General features: G+C 61.4%; 17 protein-coding genes and 1 pseudogene. 2 read left to right on the plus strand and 16 right to left on the minus strand.

Annotated features, from left to right (window positions below; all coding sequences use genetic code 11):
- Positions 1-10: 10 nt before the first annotated feature.
- From VDP81_RS02195 to VDP81_RS02215, 5 genes are all read right to left on the minus strand, one after another.
- The gene (locus tag VDP81_RS02195; RefSeq protein WP_323011408.1) at positions 11-229 is read right to left on the minus strand and encodes a SlyX family protein; all 219 of its coding nucleotides are present in this window, start codon (positions 227-229) and stop codon (positions 11-13) included.
- Between the two features lie 37 nt (positions 230-266).
- Complete coding sequence (locus tag VDP81_RS02200; RefSeq protein ID WP_322994626.1) at positions 267-1,520, minus strand: M20/M25/M40 family metallo-hydrolase; 1,254 nt, start codon at positions 1,518-1,520, stop codon at positions 267-269.
- Positions 1,521-1,607: 87 nt separating this feature from the next.
- On the minus strand, positions 1,608-2,648 hold the full coding sequence (gene alc / locus VDP81_RS02205; RefSeq protein WP_322994625.1) for an allantoicase: 1,041 nt from the start codon (positions 2,646-2,648) through the stop codon (positions 1,608-1,610).
- A 20-nt stretch (positions 2,649-2,668) separates the two neighbouring features.
- Positions 2,669-3,595 (minus strand): allantoinase PuuE, encoded by a 927-nt coding sequence (gene puuE, locus VDP81_RS02210; RefSeq protein WP_322994624.1) that lies wholly within the window; start codon positions 3,593-3,595, stop codon positions 2,669-2,671.
- A 24-nt stretch (positions 3,596-3,619) separates the two neighbouring features.
- Positions 3,620-4,378, minus strand: a complete 759-nt coding sequence (locus VDP81_RS02215) for a GntR family transcriptional regulator (protein WP_323011409.1) — start codon at positions 4,376-4,378, stop codon at positions 3,620-3,622.
- 239 nt (positions 4,379-4,617) lie between these two features.
- Here VDP81_RS02215 and uraH point away from each other — a divergent pair, with 239 nt between their 5' ends.
- The gene (gene uraH / locus VDP81_RS02220) at positions 4,618-4,971 is read left to right on the plus strand and encodes a hydroxyisourate hydrolase (protein WP_322994622.1); all 354 of its coding nucleotides are present in this window, start codon (positions 4,618-4,620) and stop codon (positions 4,969-4,971) included.
- A 118-nt stretch (positions 4,972-5,089) separates the two neighbouring features.
- Positions 5,090-6,311: pseudogene (locus VDP81_RS02225) on the plus strand (urate hydroxylase PuuD).
- Positions 6,312-6,395: 84 nt separating this feature from the next.
- Here the strand turns inward: VDP81_RS02225 and VDP81_RS02235 are convergent.
- From VDP81_RS02235 to VDP81_RS02285, 11 genes are all read right to left on the minus strand, one after another.
- Entirely contained in the window at positions 6,396-7,505 is a 1,110-nt protein-coding gene (locus VDP81_RS02235; RefSeq protein WP_323011412.1) for a hypothetical protein, read from the minus strand.
- A complete protein-coding gene (locus VDP81_RS02240) occupies positions 7,495-8,082 on the minus strand; it encodes a pilin (RefSeq protein WP_322994619.1) in 588 nt (195 codons plus the stop codon). Before VDP81_RS02240 ends, VDP81_RS02235 begins: the two co-directional genes overlap by 11 nt.
- 44 nt (positions 8,083-8,126) lie before the next feature.
- Positions 8,127-9,242 (minus strand): pilus assembly protein, encoded by a 1,116-nt coding sequence (locus VDP81_RS02245; RefSeq protein ID WP_322994618.1) that lies wholly within the window; start codon positions 9,240-9,242, stop codon positions 8,127-8,129.
- Positions 9,239-10,939, minus strand: coding sequence for an ATPase, T2SS/T4P/T4SS family (locus VDP81_RS02250; protein WP_322994617.1), 1,701 nt, complete (start codon positions 10,937-10,939; stop codon positions 9,239-9,241). The genes VDP81_RS02245 and VDP81_RS02250 overlap by 4 nt, the downstream gene beginning before the upstream one ends.
- Complete coding sequence (locus tag VDP81_RS02255) at positions 10,936-11,262, minus strand: hypothetical protein (RefSeq protein WP_323011413.1); 327 nt, start codon at positions 11,260-11,262, stop codon at positions 10,936-10,938. Before VDP81_RS02255 ends, VDP81_RS02250 begins: the two co-directional genes overlap by 4 nt.
- A 119-nt stretch (positions 11,263-11,381) precedes the next feature.
- The gene (locus tag VDP81_RS02260) at positions 11,382-12,635 is read right to left on the minus strand and encodes a hypothetical protein (RefSeq protein ID WP_322994615.1); all 1,254 of its coding nucleotides are present in this window, start codon (positions 12,633-12,635) and stop codon (positions 11,382-11,384) included.
- 2 nt (positions 12,636-12,637) lie between these two features.
- Positions 12,638-14,233, minus strand: coding sequence for a hypothetical protein (locus VDP81_RS02265; protein WP_323011414.1), 1,596 nt, complete (start codon positions 14,231-14,233; stop codon positions 12,638-12,640).
- Positions 14,230-15,093: a TcpQ domain-containing protein gene (locus VDP81_RS02270; RefSeq protein ID WP_323011415.1), complete on the minus strand. Its 864-nt coding sequence runs from the start codon at positions 15,091-15,093 to the stop codon at positions 14,230-14,232. The genes VDP81_RS02265 and VDP81_RS02270 overlap by 4 nt, the downstream gene beginning before the upstream one ends.
- A gap of 143 nt (positions 15,094-15,236) precedes the next feature.
- Positions 15,237-16,556, minus strand: a complete 1,320-nt coding sequence (locus VDP81_RS02275; RefSeq protein ID WP_323011416.1) for an extracellular solute-binding protein — start codon at positions 16,554-16,556, stop codon at positions 15,237-15,239.
- Positions 16,557-16,559: 3 nt separating this feature from the next.
- On the minus strand, positions 16,560-17,813 hold the full coding sequence (locus tag VDP81_RS02280; protein WP_322994611.1) for a D-amino acid dehydrogenase: 1,254 nt from the start codon (positions 17,811-17,813) through the stop codon (positions 16,560-16,562).
- The gene (locus VDP81_RS02285; RefSeq protein WP_322995357.1) at positions 17,810-18,853 is read right to left on the minus strand and encodes a CDP-6-deoxy-delta-3,4-glucoseen reductase; all 1,044 of its coding nucleotides are present in this window, start codon (positions 18,851-18,853) and stop codon (positions 17,810-17,812) included. Before VDP81_RS02285 ends, VDP81_RS02280 begins: the two co-directional genes overlap by 4 nt.
- Positions 18,854-18,922: the final 69 nt, after the last annotated feature.

Consider the following 18,922-nt stretch of genomic DNA (forward strand, 5'->3'; position numbering starts at 1 on the left):
GGTTCCGATATCAGTAATGTGGGGGACGTTCGTCCTGTGCAGTGCGCGAACCGGCGGGACCGTCTCCCCCCTGCTGCTGGCGCAGGTGCAACAGTTCGCGCGCCATGGCTTCAATCTGCTGTTGCTGGCGATATACCAACTGGTTCAGGTGATCCAGCAGGTCTTCTGCTTCAGTGGCTTTCAGTTCGAGGTCGATGAGGCGTTTTTCCAGCACGGCCTGTGCATCCATATTGATGACTCCTAGAGACCACCATTACAGCACAAACTCAGCCCTTGACCAGGAAGTCTCCCAGCAGCCCTGCCACCACCTTGGTCGCCCCTTTCAGATCACTGAGCAACACATGTTCATCAGCCTGTTTGGCCCGCGATTCCAGCACCGTGCGCGGCCCGGCCCCATACATGACGACGGGAATGCCGTGTTCGGCATACAGACGGGCATCGGCATACAACGGCGTGCCGACAGCCGGAATCGCCTCGTCGAATACTGCCAGGGCATGACGCTGCAGGCTGGCGACCAGTTTTTCGTGGCCCGGCAAGGGACGCAGTGGACGCGCCAGCAGCAGGCGGCGGATATCCAGCGTGATGCCCGGCAGGCCATCGACTGCCGCCTGAATGAACTGGCGCACCTGGGCCTCGACCTGGGTGGGATCTTCTTCCGGGATCAGTCGGCGATCCATCTTCAGCACAACGCGGCCAGGCACCACATTGGTATTGGTACCGCCGTCAATCCGACCCACGATCATGGTCGGATTGCTGATGCCATCCAGGGCGGAATGGATCTCATCCAGCGCCGCCGCCTGGCGGTAGATCTCCGTCAGAATGCGGTTGGCCGCCTGCAGGGCATCGTGCCCCGATTTCGGGTCGGACCCATGGGTGGCCTTGCCATTGACGGTGATCTCGAACTGCAGACAACCATTATGTGCAGTCACCACAGCATGGCTGAAGCTGGCGCACACCGCATAATCGGGCTTGCTCAGGCCATGCGCCAGCAGCCAGCCCGGCCCCTTGAGCCCGCCGAACTCCTCGTCATAGGTGAAATGCAGTTCGACCCCACCCCGGAGCGCGGCGCCGCTGGCTTCCAGCGCCCGCACGGCATGCAGATAGGTGGTGAAGTCGCTCTTGGACACCGCCGAGGCGCGGCCATACAGGCGACCATCCGCTACCTCTCCGCCATAGGGGTCATGCGTCCAGCCCTCGCCCGGCGGCACTACATCGCCATGCGCATTCAGCGCAATGACCGGGCCACCTGTCGCATACTGGCGGCGCACGATCAGGTTGGTGATGCTCTGCATGCCATAGGCCTGCATCTCGGATTCGGGCACTGCATGACGTTCCACCTGCCAGCCCCAACTCTCCAGCAAGGCTGCCACCGCCTCGGCATGGGGTGCCGTATTGCCTGGCGGCGTATCCGTGGGAATCGCCACCAGGCGCTGCAGCAGCGCAAGCTGCTGATCAAAATGGGCATCTACCCAGTGGTTCAGGAATGCCTGCAAAGGCTGGTCTGCGACGGAAGCCGTCATCGTTTGCTCCTTGTGGGCGCAAGCTGCCCCGGCATAGGGGCAGGCGCAATATCGAGTCTGAAATTTCCGGCGCAGGCCGCCGCACGCTTAACGTGCCAGGCGCCCCCAAATGCGGACGCGGCTGATGCCGCCATCGGGGAACATATTGACCCGCACGTGCGAAACCGGGCCGACGGGCTGCAGGACGGCGCCTTCGTAAAAGTGCTGCTTGTCCATGTCGGTTTTCTGTTCGCCCAGCACCGTGGGCCAGAACATGGCCTGCGTGACCAGGGACTGATCCGTGGACTCCTGGACCAGAGCACCCTGGACCGATACGCGATCAGGATAATTGCCCTTGAAGTGCGCGGTATCGATCTCGATTTTTTCGACCACGACCGGATGGCCGAGTTCGATGATGACCCAGTCATTGCCGGGTTCGCGGCGGCGGCGGGTTTCCCAGCCGTCGCCCATATTCACGCCACGCCCCGGGGTCAGCAGCGGCATGGGAGAACCAAAGTGCGAATCGTTATACGCCACGATGCGCCCGCCACTGGACAGCGCCGAGACCTCATACAAGGTATCGGGGTCTTGCTGGTCCCAATCGCAGGCTGGTTGGCCATAGACACGCAAGCGGGCCACCCCGCCATCGGGGAAAATATTCAAGCGCAGATGCGTCCAGACGCGATCATCATCGAATTCGACAAAGTGGTGCGAATTTCCCTGCAGCGACTTTGCCGGCACCAGTTCAACCCAGACCGTTTCGGCACCGGGATTGCCCTCGCAATAGGCGGCTTGCAGCGATGCAGCGGGCGGAAAATTCCCGGTAAAGTGACTGGTATTGATGTCCAGGCCCTTGATGGCACCCGGCAAGCCCAGCTGGATGATGGCAGTGTCGTGACCGCCATTGCGGCGGCGCTGGGTCTCCCAGCCATCCATCCATTTGCCGTTGTCATCGAATTTCCCGACGATGAATACGGGCTCGGCGTCCTGCAGCATGCGCGTGGCGCTGGCGAAAAATTCATCCGTGCACGAGACAATCCTGGCGCCCAGCTTTTCGCTGGCCAGATTGGGATGACGGGTGGCAAAGGCGGGCAGGTCGACGGCCGGTGCGTCGATCACGGTACCGGTGGGCAGATTGGTAGAAGCCATGGCGGTTACGTTCCTGAAAATTAGCGTTTGAAGGGGTGTTCTTTGACCCAATGACGGGCAATATCAGCGCGCGTGGCAATCCAGACGCGATCATGCTTTTGGATATGGTCCAAGAAACGTTGCAGGCCGGCAAAACGCGCCGGGCGCCCGGTCAGACGGCAATGCAGGCCGACCGACAGCATCTTGGGGGCAGTCTCGCCTTCGGCATAGAGCACATCGAAGGCATCACGCAGATAATGGAAAAAATGATCGCCGGTGTTAAAGCCCTGCGGCGAGGCAAAACGCATATCGTTGGTGTCCAGGGTATAGGGCACGATCAGTTGAGGGTGCTTCTTGCCGCCGCCGATATCCACCTCGGTCCAGAACGGCAAATCGTCGCCGTAATAATCAGCGTCGTACAGAAACTTGCCTTCTTCGGCCACGATGCGCAAGGTATTGGGGCTATCGCGCCCGGTATACCAACCATCTGGGTGGCGACCCAACAGCTGAGTGACGATTTCGACGCAGCGCTGGAAATGCTCGCGCTCCAGCGCCTCGGGGGCATTCTGATAATGAATCCAGCGATAGCCGTGGCAAGCAACCTCGTGGCCTAGTTCAACAAAGGCACGCGCAACTTCGGGGTTGCGCTCTAGTGCCATGCCGACACCAAACACAGTCAGGGGCAAGCCACGGCGCTCGAATTCACGCAGAATGCGCCAGACGCCGGCACGCGAACCATATTCGTAAATCGACTCCATCGACAGGTGGCGATCCGGGTAGGCCGCAGCCCCGATGATTTCGGACAGAAACTGCTCGGACCCGGCATCGCCGTGCAGCACACAATTCTCGCCGCCTTCTTCGTAGTTCATCACGAACTGCACGGCAACACGCGCCTGGCCAGGCCAGTTGGCCTGGGGTGTGCTGCGGCCATAGCCGATCAAGTCGCGGGGATAGTGAGGATCTTGCATGAATCGTCTCCGGTTAAATGAACATCAGCGTGCTACGCTGAAGGCCGACCAGGGATCGACAACACCCGTTGCCGGGGTCTCCATCCGCTGTTCGCAATCTTGTAAATGGTGGTCCATGGCGGACTTGGCCCCCTGGGCATCGCGCTGACGGATATGGCCCAGAATGTCCTGATGCTCGACATACGAGCAGGCCGTGCCCTCTGGCCCGTCCCCCAGGGCAATGATCAGTGTCGTACGGGCGCACAGCCCGGAAAGCATCTCGATCAGCACCTGGTTGTCCAGCACCCGAGCCAATTCCACATGAAACGCATTGGACAGACGCAGCCAACTGGTGCGATCACCCTGTTCGTAGGCTTGCTGTTCTCGGCTGACCATGTCGTCCAGCGGTTTCAGCCGGACATCCAGGTCGTCCAGCCGTACCAACTGGTCGATCGCAATGCCCTCCAGGGCGCGACGCATAGCAAACACATCCCGGATTTCCTTGGCTGAGGCCTGCCAGACCCGAGCCCCGCGATTTGGCTCGATCAGCACGATCTTGTCGTGCGCCAACTGAGCCAAGGCAGTCCGGACCGTGCTGCGCGAGCAATCAAAAATAGAACATAGCGTGGCTTCGGTCAGCTTGGCACCAGGCAGCAGCCGACGGTCCATGGCTGCGTCAAAGATTGCATCGTAGACACGTTGGACCTCGGTGGAGTTGCTGGAGGATTTCGGTTTGCGCAGCGACGAGGCCCGAGGGGCTTGCAGGTCGGGCGCGGCCGAACGCTGAGGTTTGAGTTGAAGCATCGAAACACATGATCAAGGAAATTGTTGACAATTATTGTTGATCACGCGAAAATCGTCAACACAAATTGTTGACAATATGTCGGCGCTGATGAAAACTGCTGTTGGACCATTCATCATCCGACTTAAACCATCCTGCCCCGACGGGCCTGGCATCCACCAGCCCGACGCGAACCGGTCACTTGTGCCGGGACGGCCATACCGGGGGCCCACTGGCAGGATACTGACCGGGGATTACTACCATGGGAAAACTTTCCACCCATGTCCTGGACACTGTTCACGGTGTTCCGGCTCAGGGCGTCGCCCTGGAACTCTATCGCCTGGACGGCGACACGCGTACCCTGCTGACACAGACGGCCACCAATCACGATGGCCGCTGCGATGCGCCTTTGCTCAGTGGCGATGCCCTGATCAAGGGTACCTACGAGCTGGTTTTCCATGCTGGGGATTATTTCTCAGCCAAAGGCATCAGCCTACCAGAGCCACGCTTCGTGGACGTCGTGGTCCTGCGCTTCGGGGTGGCGCACCCCGAGCAGAACTACCACGTGCCGCTGGTCGTGACGCCCTGGACTTGGTCTACCTATCGCGGCAGCTAAGACCTATTCCATTTCTCAGTATTCTCTGAATCCGTCCCCACAAAAAATCACAGGGGGCGGCACTTCAGACCTTACGTCATGAATCCTGATCAAATATAAAATTAGAGGAGACCTCGTCATGGAAGGTTTTTTTCTGGAATACGGCAATCTGCTGATCCGCTGGTTACATGTCATCGCAGCCATTGCTTGGATTGGCGAATCGTTTTACTTCGTCATGCTCGACCTCAGCTTGCATCCGCCCAAAGGCGAACACAGCAAAAAACTGGGGGTTTTTGGTGAAATGTGGTCCGTGCACGGCGGCGGCTTCTACCACAATCAAAAATACCTGACCAACCCGCCAGAGCTGCCACCCGATCTGCACTGGTCGTTCTGGAAAGCCTACACCACCTGGCTATCCGGTTTCGGGATTTTCGTGCTGCTGTACCTGCTGAGGGCCGATATTTATCTGGTCAACCCGAACAGCCCCTGGGAATGGGCCCGCAACATGACCGGCATGGAAGCCGGCACCCTGGCTGTGCTGTTTTTGGTGGTGGGCTACAACATCTACTCGCGCCTGTGCCGCATCATCAGCCCCACGGTGAACAATGATGGCTGGCTCAGTGTTGCCGTTGCCGTGATGATGGTGGTGACTGCCTGGCTGACCACCCAGATCTTCCCGGGCCGTGCAGCCTTCTTGATCACGGGCGCCCTGATGGCCACCTGCATGTCGGCCAACGTGTTCTTCTGGATCATTCCCGGCCAGCGACGCATGGTGAAGGCGCTGAAGGCGGGCGAAAAACCCAACCCACTGGATGGCGCCTGGGGCAAACAACGTTCTGTCCACAACACGTACTTCACCTTGCCGGTGATCTTCCTGATGCTCAGCAACCACTATTCGTTCACGTACTCGAACGAATACGCCTGGATCATCATGGCGCTGTTCATCTTTGCCGGTGGGGTGATCCGTCAGTACTTTGTGCTGCGCCACCTGGGCAAGAACGACCTGCGCTACCCTGCAGCGGGCATCATCACCCTGGCATTGATCGGCTGGATCGCAGCCCCCGCGCCTGCCGCAGCTCCGGTGCTTGGCCAGGCCGGGCAGCAGTGCAGCCGCCGCTGTCACGGTCCAGCAGGTGCATGACATCATCGCAGCCCGTTGTGTGGAATGCCATTCGGCCAAACCTACTCAGGCTGGTTTTGCCGCTGCCCCGGCGGGCATCATGCTGGACACAGAGGCCGAAACCCTGCAGCATGCGGCCCAGATCAAACTGGTGGTAGGCAATCAGTACATGCCACTGGCTAACCTCACGCAAATGACCGACGACGAGCGCGCTATCATCGCGGCCTGGAGCGGCCAGTAAGCAAGCATGTGGGGGTTGGCTTTCCCGCCCCCACAGCCAGCGGGCGCCATCGCAAAACCTGCGATGGCGCCCGCTGAGCTTTCATCAAGAGCCTGGAATACAGATATAGCCACGCGATAATCCATCCACATGGGCCATGTCTCCACTTTCGGACACCTGAATGGCTTGGTAGCCTGCCCCACAGGAACAAGCCCCTGTCAGCGGGTTGCCGGTGAAGTTGCTTAACTTACCGGCACAACCATACTTTGAACTCAGCAAATAGCCCCCTCCTGCGGGCCCAGCCAATTGCTGCCAGCGGCCTTGATGACAGACAAGCAGGCCGGGCCGTACACCCTGGCGCCCAATCCCCCCTTCTGTCGCACAAACCCCACCAGACGCCACCCCCTTGACCAGCAGCAGACCTTCCTGACCTTGCAGCCAAGTGTCGCTGCGTACCAAGCCACGCGCGCTTACTGCCCCCTGAAAATCCGGATTGCGCGAATCCCGGACACGCAAAAACTCGCTGTGATCGACAGGATCGACCTGTGGACCGGACTCCGAGTCTGGATCGCCCACGGTATCCTGTGCCAAAGTCAGCTCGGCCTGCAAAGCGACCGTACCCGGCCCCCAGCGACTGGATGGTGGCAAATTGATCATCCGCCCTGCCCCCCTGAGCTGCTGGAGTGCCTGCGGCCAGACCACCAAGCCTCGACCCTGGGTGGCCTGCAGCCATTCGGCCACCAGAAACGCATCCATCCCGCCTTCGGTACGCAGCAATCCTGGTTGGGCAAGCACCAAGGCCTGCAACCGACAAGGCGCTTGAGGGCAGCTATCTGAACGCTGAATCTGCAAATCCAACTGTTGGCGCAAAGGCCCGGATTTCTGCCAACCAGGCGCCAGCAGCCCGAGCGCCTGCAGCTCTGTCCATTGCGGAGACCGCCAATCGGCAATGCCGTATTCACCCATGGCATCTGGCGCCTCCGCTTGCTGAAGCTGTGCGCCATGATGCACCAATAAGGCCTGGGCAGCATCGCGGGCAGGCAGCATCCAGGCGGCCAACGCCTGGGCCTGCAGCACCCGGATGCGCTGCGCCCAAGTCTGGCTGGCCCAGACGACCAACAGCGTGGCGAGCACGGCCACCACCATCAGCTCCAGCAATAAGGAACCCCGCTGTCTCGGATGCCGGGCCGGCGGCGTGCAAGGCTCAGCGCACATGGAAAGCGAACTGATTGACATCCCCCCGGCTGCAGGCCGCCTCTGCCGCCAAGGCGCTATACGGGGTGGCCTCATCCTTGACGGTCTTGGCAGCACCGCCATCACCAGTCACGGTGATCTGCTCGGCCATGCGCTGCAAGACTGAAGCAATCGAGGGGCACGCAACGTGATTGACCTGCGACAAGCGCAGAACAAAACCAGCGCCCCCATCACTGGCCTCGACTTCGATGCTGCCCCCGCTGCCCAGGCCATGACGCACCGTGCCATCGCTGCTTAAGCCCAGCACTGTGGAGTCGGCCACCATCGAAGCCAGATTCTCCGTCCCGATATCCGTATACGGCACATCGCCCGAGGAGCCCGCATTCACCCGGGTCTGCATGATGAAGCGCGCCAGTTCCTCGCCAACCTTGGGCACCTTGTTTTCCATCACGTAGCCGCCGATGGCCGGGATGCCTATGACTGCAATCAACAGCACAATCGCCGTCACAATAGAGACCTCGATCAGCGAAAACCCGCGTTGTGCCTGTCGCTGCCTGATCCTGTAAGCCCCGCACAGCAGGGTCTGGTCAGTATGCATTGCTGCTCTCCTTTAGCCGTTCTCCGGCTGTATGACACCAGCCCCTATTGACTGGCGTGAAACATCATCCAACCGCGACGCAGCTCGTCAATGGCTGCGTAATGCCACAGACCTATGCTCAGGACGCTGGCCACCCCCGCCAGCAGGACCAACCAGCGCAACCCCTGGGCCTGCAGCCGAATCCGTGTAAACCAGACAGTCGCCATCCGGGCATGCACCGCCTGCAAAGCTGGCTGCAAGCCATGGGCCGCCTCCAGATCCAGCAAATACCAGTAGAGATCCCGATCCAGCAGGCCGGTATCCAGCGCCGCCGCGCCGTTAAACCCCCGATCCAGGCGCCCCACCATGTGCCTGAGATGAGCCGCCAGCCAGGGGCTGGCATGCTGCAGCAACAACACCAATACCGCACGTAATTGGGTAGCGCCACCTGCGCCAGGCCGCAGCAGAATCGATACCAGCGCCATCATCCGTAATGCCTGGATCTGGCGATACAAGCGCCACGGACCAAAACGATCCAGCAACTGACGCCAGGGCCCATAGGTCCGGGGCAGCGTCAGCGCGCCGCACAAGACGGCCGCCAGCGCGACCAGCGGAATACCCACCCCCCAAGTGTCCAGCGCCTTGGCACTGGCAAATAAGGATCGTGCCCAGGGACCATAAAAAAGGTCGGGCAAGCCCTGAAAAGCCTGCTGCAAAGAAGGCACTGTCCAGGCGGGCAAGGCCAGTACCAGGGCACTGACCACCAGCACCGCCAGCGCTGCAGCCCCCAACGTGCTCCACAGCAATTGTCGAGCTCGAATCAACAGATCCAGATGCTGAGCCAGCGACTCGAAGCAGGCCAGCAAGCGGGCATTGCCAAACATCTGGGCCACCTGCACCAAAGCCCGCTCATCGGGCGGAAAACACCCACGCCAGGTTGCGTGCAAGTCTCCGCCGCTAGCCTCGCAGGCCTGCGACCAACCACGAGAAAGCCGCCCACGCACGGTGCGTGGGCCATAGCGCAGCGCATCCCGATCAAATAATTCACGGATAGTCAGACGTCCCTGGGTGGCCGTCAGCACTGCGTGCAGATAAGCGAAATAATCGGCACGCCGACCAGAAAACTGCCAGACATCCAAGCGCCAGCGCCAGCGGGCCAGTCCGATTCGTATCCAACTCATGACCAGCCTCCGGGGTCCAGCATCGATACCCCATGCTGGCGACAGCGCAACACCAGCGTTTCGAAAGCCATGAAGCGGCCCTCGACATCGCGCGGATCCACCTGCCCGACAGCGACTTTGTGCATTGCATGCGCATAAGCGCTCTGGAGGGGATGCGGGAGAAAGCCGCCCCCTGCTGCTGCCGCATAGCTGGCCCCCAAGCCCGGCTCCAGCAGTTCGGCCGCCACCGTTCGCCCCTGATAGCCGGCCAGTTCGGGTAACTGCGGCACGCGGCACTGCGCACAACCCACTGGATTACGCAGCCGCAATTGGTCAGCCGCTAGCCCCCAGCCGGACTCGATCCAACCCAGCCATTGCGCCCAGCGGGCCAAACCCTGGCGGCCACCATCCTGTCGCTGCAGGGCCGCTGCAGTGGCTGGCAACGCACACGCGGGACAGAGCTGTGGCAGCAAGGCCTGAAACACCAACAGCTTCAGCATTCCCGGCGTCTCCAGAAAGTCGCGCGGGACCCCAATAAAAGTAGACGACAGACGATCGATAATGGCCCGTGCCGATGGCGCATGCACCGTGGTATAGATATTGACGCCAGAGCCTGCCAGATCCATGAAGGCCAACCCGCTATCGGCGTCGCGAATTTCCCCCAGCAGCACATCGCTCATGGCTGAGCGTTTGAGCGTGCGCAATTTTGCGGCATACCGATCATTGGCCTGTTGATCCAGGTCCCGGCTGATGGTGTTCTGCACCGCCCCCTCAATGCGATATTCGACAGGCTCTTCCAGCGTGATGACCTTATGGTGGTCCGGCAAGGCCCGAATCAACGTCGCCAAGGTAGTGGACTTACCCGAACCCACAGTGCCAGCCAGCACAATGGCACCCCCTTCGGAGCGCATCACGCGATCAAAACATGCGACTTGGTCCGGCCTGTATCCCAGGCTGCCCAGGTCAGCGACCTGAGTGACGGCATCGCGCGACAAGAACCGCAGACAGACACTGGGGCCTCGCTCGGCCGCCAGCGACGCCCAACGCAAGGTATAGGCACGGCCATCCACCCGGCGTTGCAAACTGCCCTGCTGCTCTTGCAAGGGATCGAATACCGCCCCATTACCCCCCTGAATATCCATCCAGGCCACCGCCAGCACGTCCATCAGCAAGTCTGTGGGCATGGGGCTGAAACGCGCTGGTGCAATATACCGACCCGCCACGCTGAAACGAACCTCGGACTGCGGCAAATCGCGATAAACATTCAGGTGCAAGTCGCTGGCCTCCTGGCGCACGCCCCATTCAACCAGATCTTGAAATACCCCGGCCAGCGCCGTCGGCGTACGATCTGTCGGCAACAAGGTCAGCGTTGCCGTATCCGAATCCCGCGATAGCGCCATCAACAAGGCGGCGGGCAGCACATAGCGGGCGGGTGACGATAAACGGTGCCCTGCCGCCTGGATGCGCCGCACCAGGGCATCCGCCTGATCGCCGCCCACATATTCGGCCCGCGCCAGAACTGTGATGCTGCCATCGGCCCGCTCCACCGGGCAGATACGATCCGCCAGCGATTGCACATCGAACTGCCGCGCCATGACCCGCTGAACCGGGGGCAGCAACGCAGCCAACTGTTCGGCGCGTTCAATCAGAACAGCTGCCGACAAATCGAAGGGCGGCAAGGGCTCGGATAAGCGCAAGACGGAAGACCAGGCTTTCATGGCTGGCCCCCGCCAAGCAACATGCGCAGGCACAGCGAATGGCGATCCTCGCCGCGCTCCAGCTGCACGCAAGCGCCATTCATGCCGCGCAGTTGGTACACCCCGGCATCCCCGACGTACCCTGCCGGAAAGGGCTGGCCCCGTACATAGAGATAGGCCTGCTGGCCAACTTGGACTTCGGCCATCAGCACCGCCCCAACCCCATATAAAGCCACCAGCCTGGGAGCCAGCACCGCCTGCACAGAAGCCAGGGGGCGGGAATCGCTACGCTTTTGGGCAGGTTTTGCAGCATCGCCCAGTGCATCCTGTAAATCTCGCTGCATCAGTTCGCGTACCGACTGAGTCTCCCATTGCTCGGTAGCCGCCGACGGGAGCTCCTGCGCCCAAGCCCCCCCCCGGCCCCAGCAAACCCAACGTCAATGATAGGCAGCACAGTGTTCGATCAACGGTTTTCATACAAGGCCCCCTCTAAATGCAAAACCAGGCGGCTGGACTTCAGACCTGGGCGTGTGCCGGGCGCATGGGTGACAACCGCCTTGTGCCAGGACACGGCACGCGACAAAGGCACCAGCAGGCCAGCGGAGCGCAACGGCCCCTCGACCTTGACGGCTCTGGTGGCCAACCTGGGAAAATCCGGCGGCATGGGCAGCGCCTGCCCATCGGCGTCACGCGGCGGCGGGACGGCCAGCGGCTTTGGGCCCTGCACCCGCAAGGCCGTGAAAGCAGGCAAGACCGCCTGCAGCGCACTGGCCCAATCACGCGCGACCAAACGCGCCTGCGGCAAGGCCTGGGGGTCGGCGATCTGCCCATCCAGCGCCATGCTCCAATTGGCCTGAGCCTGATCCAACGAGGGAAAATCCAGGCGCCAGCCAGGCGGAGCCGCCTGCAACAAGCCCCGGTTATCCGCCTGTAAATCCAGCCGTCGATATTCGCTGCGACATTGCCAGACCGTCGCCACGCTGCCGGGCTGGCATTGCAAGTCCTTGAGCACCCAGCCAGCCAATCGCACCGGTTGCAGATACATGGCCTGCAGCAGAGCACGGGTGCCTGTCTCGCCATGCAAAGGGTGGCGAGACAGGGACTGGTTCAGAACATGCTGCCAAGCCTGAGCCGCATCCGGCGTCGACCGCGCCGAACTCTGCGGCAAGCCATAGGCATAGCCCCACCAGAGCAGACTGAGCAAGCCCCCGGCCAGCAACATCCGGTAGGTACGCACGGGACGGATGCCCTGCAAGGCAGGAGCGACCGCAGCCCGACGAGCCAAGCGCTGCAACAAATCATCAGCCGACGCATGCGGGTCCAACAATTGCAGGCGCGGATACGCCAGGCGCAGGTCTTCAATTGCCTGACGGGCGAGTTCAGGCTGAGGATAACTGCGGTCAGCCCGGACCAGCACCACCCCTTCGTGGCAGGCCAGGACATGCCACGTCTGACCATCGAGCAACAGCATGCAGGCCCAGGTGCCCTGGGGATATTCGCGCGCCAGCAAATCCGCCGCTGACCAGCAGGCCTGCGCCCTGAGCAGCCCATACGCCAATCCCAATGCGGCTGGCGGGTTGCCGGACAGCACCAGATGCGAAGCGCCTTCACGCCGGGCCTGGGCACAGGCCAATGCGGGGTCTCCCAGCACAGGCAACCAGTCCAGACCAAAAGCCAAGGGCAACTGCTGCACCGAGACAAGTCGTGTGGCAGTCATGGTCAAAGCCCTTCTTCGACTTGGGCGGTAATAATCAACAAGGTGGCCAGCCGCTGGGCATCCACCCGATTTCCGCCGCCCAGAATGGCGGGTAAGCCTGGATTAAGACGTCGCGCGGCAGATTCCGATTGCTGACGGTCAAAGCCGGACACCACCAGCGGCTGCCCTGGCTGCAAGGCCAGCTGTTGCACCGTCCCATTACCTTCCACAGTCAGCTGTTGCAATTGCAAAGGGTTTTCACGATCCCCAAACGTGACGGTCTTGAGGGGTTGCGCCACCGTATTGTCATAGGCCAGCGACAACAGAATCTGTCCATCATCCTGGGCATCCGGCACCAAGGTCAGCAGCGATCCCACTGTTTCTTCCTTTTGATTGACCGATACAGCCGGCACGGCCAGCCCATTGGTCCCGGACATCGGGGTGGTTTCCACCCGATCGATATAAGAGAAGGTTGTCCGCACAGCATGAGTGACTGGGCGACGATTCAAGGTCAACATCGGCACGCTGCTGCGTCGCACCAGTTGCACCGACTCGCCCAAGGCTCGAATAATGGCCTCGCTGCCGCTCATGCTCCCCTGGGTAATCCCAAGCCCTACGCTGCCTGCAACCGCCCCGCTGGTGAAGGCGGGGACAGCCAGGCCCGCAGCCATGCCTGCCCCGGAAAACACCAGGTTCCAATCCAGACTGGCGTGGGCTTGCTCACTCAAGGCCACCGTCAGTTCTTCGAATACCAGGCGTACCCGCCGCGTCAGCGCCCGGTTTTCCTGATCCAGGTAAAGCGCGATGCGATCCAGGACCTCTGGGGTGTCCGTAACGACCACGGTCGACCCCGCGCCTGGCTCGGCCACCAGCAGGCCTGCACGCGACAAGAACGGTTCAATGCGCGCCCGCACCGTTTTCATGACGTCCTGTTCGCCGCTGCTGAGCTGCGTGCTGGACGTACTGATGAATCCGCCCTCGGCCTGACGCCCGCCCAGCCCCAGGGAGGCCTGAGCACGAGCATCCAGCGTCAACGCACGCACATTGAAGACCCGAGTATCCGTGCGGAAGAATTCAATACGCCCCTGGCTATAGCGCCACCAGACCCCCAGGCGGGCCACCAACCGATCCAGAATATCGGGTAAAGGCGCAGGCCCCGCCGCCAGGTCAAACGGCGGCGGCTGATCCGCATCCATCGAGTCCGACCGAGTCTCGACGGCCAGGCGCGGCAGAAAACTCCAGGCAGGCAACAAGGCGTCCGGGCGTACATAGACCGGAATACTGGTGACCGCAGAGATGCGTCGGGCGATCTGGCGCAAATCATCCGCGCCATCGGCAAACAGCAAGGTCGTACGCACATGCGCGCGCAGCGCGGCGGGCAAGGACAGTTCGCGCGCCAAAGGCTGGGCACGCCCCGCCACCCAGGGCTTGGCGATTTCCTGCGCGGCACGGCGCTGAGCCTGATCGGTCAACGAACGGGCAAAGCGTTCATGGCCATCGACGACGGCATGATCGGTCTGCTGGTAATCCTGCTTGGCCTGTTGGATGCGTTGCTGCAAGGCGCAGCCAGGCAAGGCCAGGCCCACCAGCAACAGACTGCGAATCAGGTGCTGTCTCATGACTCCACCCCTGACCCTTGAGTGCGATCACAGCGCTGGGCCAGCGACACCACGCGCAACACCTGATTGGCATAAAAACAAGGCTGCAGGGGACGATCACCCAGCTCGGTGGCTGCCAGCAGGCTACGCACCGCCCCCCTGAATGGCTCGTCAAAGACCGCTGAACCTGCCAGGGGAATATCCACATCCACAGCCCAATGCTCTGCATCGAACGCCCAGCCAGCCGTGCGCGCCCACCGCGCCAAGGCACGACGGACATTGCCATCAGCAGGCGTGACCTCGAACCGTGCCGGTACAGGCTTCAGGGGTATGGGCATGGCAGGCACCGGCAGCTTCACCATCGCACTGGCCAGCATCGGTGCAGGCCCGGCAAGGACAACAGTCGGCGCCACCGGCAGTGACGGCGAAGCAGACACAGGGACGGATGGCTCGGACGTCGCCGGCGCAGTGGATGCGTCCGATACCTGGATATCCCTACTGCCCACGTCCTGCGCACTCAAGGCCTGACGACGCGCCTCGGCCTGCAGCAGCCCGCCACGCATCAACAAATAATCATGGACACCGCTGACCACCAGGTAGTCGCCTTCGCGCCGTGGCCGCAGCAGGCGATCGCCGGCCGCTGTGCGGGCAAACAATGCCGGTGCTGACTGGCCGACGGGATACTGCAGCCAGGTGTCCCGCCCATCATCAAAGACCTGCAATGGCGCAAGGTCTGGATCACCCGACAAACGCCAATCGAAATGGTACGTGCCTGTCGCTGGCCCCATCCCGGTCATCTCACGCCACCAACGGTGGCCGTCGGTTGTAACGCACCCGGTCAGGCTTGCCGCCAGCCAGATAATGCCGAACATTCTCATCATGCCGTTCCCCCAGGAGTCTCCCTGGATGCGGCGGCCTGAAAAAAGGCACCGGATTCAGGGAATCAGGTGCCTATGGTGGCCTGATGGCGGCGCGACCACCAGACTGGGAACTACGCAGGGCTAAAAATGCCCCAGAGGGCTTGTCAACGCTGGCGAGCCAGACGGTTGCCTTCGGCGGAAGCCAGGTTCAGCGCAGTCACGGCCGGCTGCTGGCCATCGAGGGCGGCGGTCAGAATCTGCTGAAAGCGCGTGCGGATGGCGGGATAATTATGGATGCGGAAGCCTTGTCCCGTGACGGCGGAACGTCCTGCATAAACCGCCACCAGTTCACGCCATTGACCCAGGTTTTTATAGAAGCTGGCGGGTGTGTCCTTGAAGGCGGCCTGCGTCATCGGCAGGTAACCAGTCTGCTGGTACCAGCGAGCAGCCTGTTCGGGCTGCGCCAACCAGCCCAGAAAACCAGCGGTGGCATCCGTGACGGGCTTAGGTGACTTCATGACCCACAGGCCTGCACCACTGACGAAGGGATTGCCGGGGACTTTAGTGACTTCGGGGTAATAAGGCAGGCCTGAGACAGCATAATGCAGCTTGCTTTGATCATTGAAGGCCCCGATATGGCCAGAGCCAGACATCATCACCGCACATTCGCCCTGGGCAAAGCGCTGAATGGACTGAACCCCCACATCCGGCCGCGTCATGATTTCGGCACGCACCCAGCTGATCATCAGGGACAAGTGACGCACATAGGTCAGATCAAAGGAAAAACTGGGCAGCCCGCCTTTCGCCTTGAGGCCGTTATCGGCACTGGCATACAGCTGGTTATTGACGGCGGCCAGATTTTCGAGATTGATCGAGACTGGCAGATCCGACGTCAAGGGACATTTGCGCGAGCCATTATTGGCCAGGCTGACCAACTGGCCCTGGAGATCGATCCAGGTGCGCTGCGGGGCGGCAGGCGCCAGGCCGGCCTTTTTGAAAGCATCCTGGTTGTAGTACATGACCGGGATTTCGAGCATGGCCGGAAATGCCATGAGCTGCCCTTTGGGGTCATGGATAAAGGCATTATCGGAAGACACAAACCACTGGATGCCTTTCAGGGGGCCGGATTTTTGCAAAGCGTGCAGCGGCTGCACATAAGAACGCCGAGAGATTTCCTCTAGGGTGTGGCTATCGCCCAGCTGCGCCAGCGCCGGCAGTTTTTTATCACGAGCAGCCGCATCCAGGGCTTGGCTCAAGGCCTCGGGGGTGCTGAAATTGCGAACCTGGACCTGGACATCGGACTGGCTGCGGTTATAGGCTTTTGTCAGGGACTCGAACACATCGGCATTGTGTCCATTCAGGCTGACCCACACCGGTACATCGGTGGCGGCATAAGCCGGCACCGTCACGGCGGCTGCGGCCATCAGGCAGGCAGCAGAAAATCCCGAGCTTCGTACGCCGGTGCCAAAGGAAAATCTCATCATGAATCAGCTCAAAAAAGGAAAAGAGATATCGGGCACACGCCCTGAAATCAGATCGGCCAACACGCGGCCAGACCCAGCACCCATGGTCCAGCCCAAGCTGCCATGTCCTGTGTTCAGATACAGGTTACGCAACCGGGTGCGCCCGATCAGCGGCACATTGGAGGGTGTCGTCGGACGCAGGCCAGACCAGAACTGAACATTAGCAAAATCCAGGGCATTTGGAAACAAGGACTTGGCGTGTTCAACCAACTGATTGCAACGACCCGTATCCAGAATCCGCGAATAACTGCCCAGTTCTGCCGTACCCGCCATCCGCAAGTGATTGCCCAGGCGCGAAGTCACGATTTTGGCCTCTTGGTCCACCAGGCTGACCACAGGCGTTGCCTGCGGGTCCTTCAGGGAAAAAGTGGCGGAATAGCCCTTAACGGGCCAGACCGGGCATGCCACATGCAGTGGCGCCAGCAACTGGGGGCTGTAGCTGCCCAGCGCCACCACAAAAACATCCGCCCGCACAGATCGAAAATAACCGTCCGGCTCGACAAGCTCGGCCACCGACACCCGGCCATCAACAGCCACCAGGCGATTGACCCGCGTGTTGTAGCGAAACATCACCCCAGCTGCCCGCGCGCGTTCAGCCAGGGCTCGGGTAAACAAGTGCACATCCCCAGACTCATCTGTCTCGGTATAGTCCCCACCCACAATCGGGTCCCGGGCCGCCGCCAAGGCAGGCTCGATGCGCAGGACCTCGGCCGTATCGACGACCCGTCGATCCACCCCCAGTTCGCGCATCAAAGCAGCGCTGGCTTGGGCGTGTTCGTATTCTTGCGGATCGCGGTAAAAGGCCAGAATGCCGCGCTGCAACTGCTGATAATCAAGATGCAACTGAGTCCGCAGTTCACCCAGGGTCGCACGGCTGTACTGCGCCAGCGCCACCATGGCACGCAAATTGGCGACAAACCGAGGTGCCCGGCATTCGGACAGATAGCGGGCACACCACAGCCACTGCCGGGGGCTGGCCTGCAGGCTGACGCGCAACGGCGCATCGGCACGACCCACCCAACGCAAGACTTTTTTCAGGGTATGGGCACTGGCCCAGGGTTCGGCATAGCAGACGGAAATCTGGCCACCGTTGGCGCGACTGGTTTCCAAGGCGACCCCTGGCCGACGCTCGATGACTTCGACCTCGTGACCGGCGCGCGCCAGCCACCAGGCGCTGGAGACGCCGATCACACCCGCGCCCAGCACCACAATTTTCATGCCTGCACTCCGGCCAGATCGGCCTCGGAGGTAAAAGCATCGGCATAAAACCGATCCAGCGGCAGCGCGCACTGCTGGACAAAGTCCCGACGGGCGGCCTCGACCATGGCGGGGGTGCCGCAGGCATAGACCTGGTGCGCGGACAAATCCGGAAAGTCCGTCATCACCGCCTGATGCACCCAACCTGTGCGACCCGTCCAGGCATCATCGGGCAAGGCGTCCGACACCACCGGCACCACGCTGAATCCGGCCTGCTGATCCTGCCAGGCCAATGCCAAGTCCAGCTGATACAGATCTGCCGGCCGCCGCCCGCCCCAATACAACACCACCGGGCGTGTATCCCCGCGCAGCAGCATGCCTTCAATCATGGCCTTGATGGGCGCAAAGCCCGTGCCGCTGGCCAGAAACAAAATCGGGCAATCATCATCCCGCAAAAAGAACGAGCCCAAGGGGCCTTCGATGCGCAAGATATCTTTGGACTTCAACGGTGTATCCCCAAGGCCAAACACCCGATCCGTGAACATCCCGCCCGGCATATGCCGTACGTGCAGGCTGATCCGATGATCCTGAGCCTGGGCGCACGCCATGGAATAGCTGCGGCGGCTGCCGTCCTTGAACAAGAACTCCAGATACTGCCCCGGCTGAAAGACAAAGGCCTCGGCTGAGGGCAATTGCAAGGTGATCTCCAGTACGTCCTCAGCCAGCGGGCTGATCGTCTGCACCCGCACCGGCATCTTGCGCACCACGATATCGCCCCGCATGCGAACTTCCTCGGCTTCGATCACCACATCCGAACTGGGTCGGGCTTGGCACAACAAGGTATAGCCCTGCGCCCGGTCCGACGCATCCAGAATCCGGTCCGGGGCCGCCCCCGCGTCATAATCGCCCGACACCACCCGCCCACGGCAGGTGGAGCAGGTGCCATTGCGGCAGCTGTACGGCAGAATCAGGCCGACATCAAGCGCCGCATCCAGAATGGTCTGCCCTGGTTCGACCGTAAATTCCCGACCGGCAGGTTGCACCAAGACTTTGAAGCTCATCATGAATTCCGATAAAAATGGCCTGGCTCCATTTTATCGCGCCCAGCCCTAAACCAACGGACAATCAAA

It is taken from the genome of Castellaniella sp. (assembly GCF_034675845.1).
Lineage (GTDB): Bacteria > Pseudomonadota > Gammaproteobacteria > Burkholderiales > Burkholderiaceae_B > Castellaniella.

What these genes read in the sequence shown, in the direction of transcription:
- VDP81_RS02195 (WP_323011408.1), bottom strand. Translation starts at nt 229, where the DNA reads ATGGATGCACAGGCCGTGCTGGAAAAACGCCTCATCGACCTCGAACTG.
- VDP81_RS02200 (WP_322994626.1), bottom strand. Translation starts at nt 1,520, where the DNA reads ATGACGGCTTCCGTCGCAGACCAGCCTTTGCAGGCATTCCTGAACCAC.
- alc (WP_322994625.1), bottom strand. Translation starts at nt 2,648, where the DNA reads ATGGCTTCTACCAATCTGCCCACCGGTACCGTGATCGACGCACCGGCC.
- puuE (WP_322994624.1), bottom strand. Translation starts at nt 3,595, where the DNA reads ATGCAAGATCCTCACTATCCCCGCGACTTGATCGGCTATGGCCGCAGC.
- VDP81_RS02215 (WP_323011409.1), bottom strand. Translation starts at nt 4,378, where the DNA reads ATGCTTCAACTCAAACCTCAGCGTTCGGCCGCGCCCGACCTGCAAGCC.
- uraH (WP_322994622.1), top strand. Translation starts at nt 4,618, where the DNA reads ATGGGAAAACTTTCCACCCATGTCCTGGACACTGTTCACGGTGTTCCG.
- VDP81_RS02235 (WP_323011412.1), bottom strand. Translation starts at nt 7,505, where the DNA reads ATGTGCGCTGAGCCTTGCACGCCGCCGGCCCGGCATCCGAGACAGCGG.
- VDP81_RS02240 (WP_322994619.1), bottom strand. Translation starts at nt 8,082, where the DNA reads ATGCATACTGACCAGACCCTGCTGTGCGGGGCTTACAGGATCAGGCAG.
- VDP81_RS02245 (WP_322994618.1), bottom strand. Translation starts at nt 9,242, where the DNA reads ATGAGTTGGATACGAATCGGACTGGCCCGCTGGCGCTGGCGCTTGGAT.
- VDP81_RS02250 (WP_322994617.1), bottom strand. Translation starts at nt 10,939, where the DNA reads ATGAAAGCCTGGTCTTCCGTCTTGCGCTTATCCGAGCCCTTGCCGCCC.
- VDP81_RS02255 (WP_323011413.1), bottom strand. Translation starts at nt 11,262, where the DNA reads ATGCAGCGAGATTTACAGGATGCACTGGGCGATGCTGCAAAACCTGCC.
- VDP81_RS02260 (WP_322994615.1), bottom strand. Translation starts at nt 12,635, where the DNA reads ATGACTGCCACACGACTTGTCTCGGTGCAGCAGTTGCCCTTGGCTTTT.
- VDP81_RS02265 (WP_323011414.1), bottom strand. Translation starts at nt 14,233, where the DNA reads ATGAGACAGCACCTGATTCGCAGTCTGTTGCTGGTGGGCCTGGCCTTG.
- VDP81_RS02270 (WP_323011415.1), bottom strand. Translation starts at nt 15,093, where the DNA reads ATGATGAGAATGTTCGGCATTATCTGGCTGGCGGCAAGCCTGACCGGG.
- VDP81_RS02275 (WP_323011416.1), bottom strand. Translation starts at nt 16,556, where the DNA reads ATGATGAGATTTTCCTTTGGCACCGGCGTACGAAGCTCGGGATTTTCT.
- VDP81_RS02280 (WP_322994611.1), bottom strand. Translation starts at nt 17,813, where the DNA reads ATGAAAATTGTGGTGCTGGGCGCGGGTGTGATCGGCGTCTCCAGCGCC.
- VDP81_RS02285 (WP_322995357.1), bottom strand. Translation starts at nt 18,853, where the DNA reads ATGAGCTTCAAAGTCTTGGTGCAACCTGCCGGTCGGGAATTTACGGTC.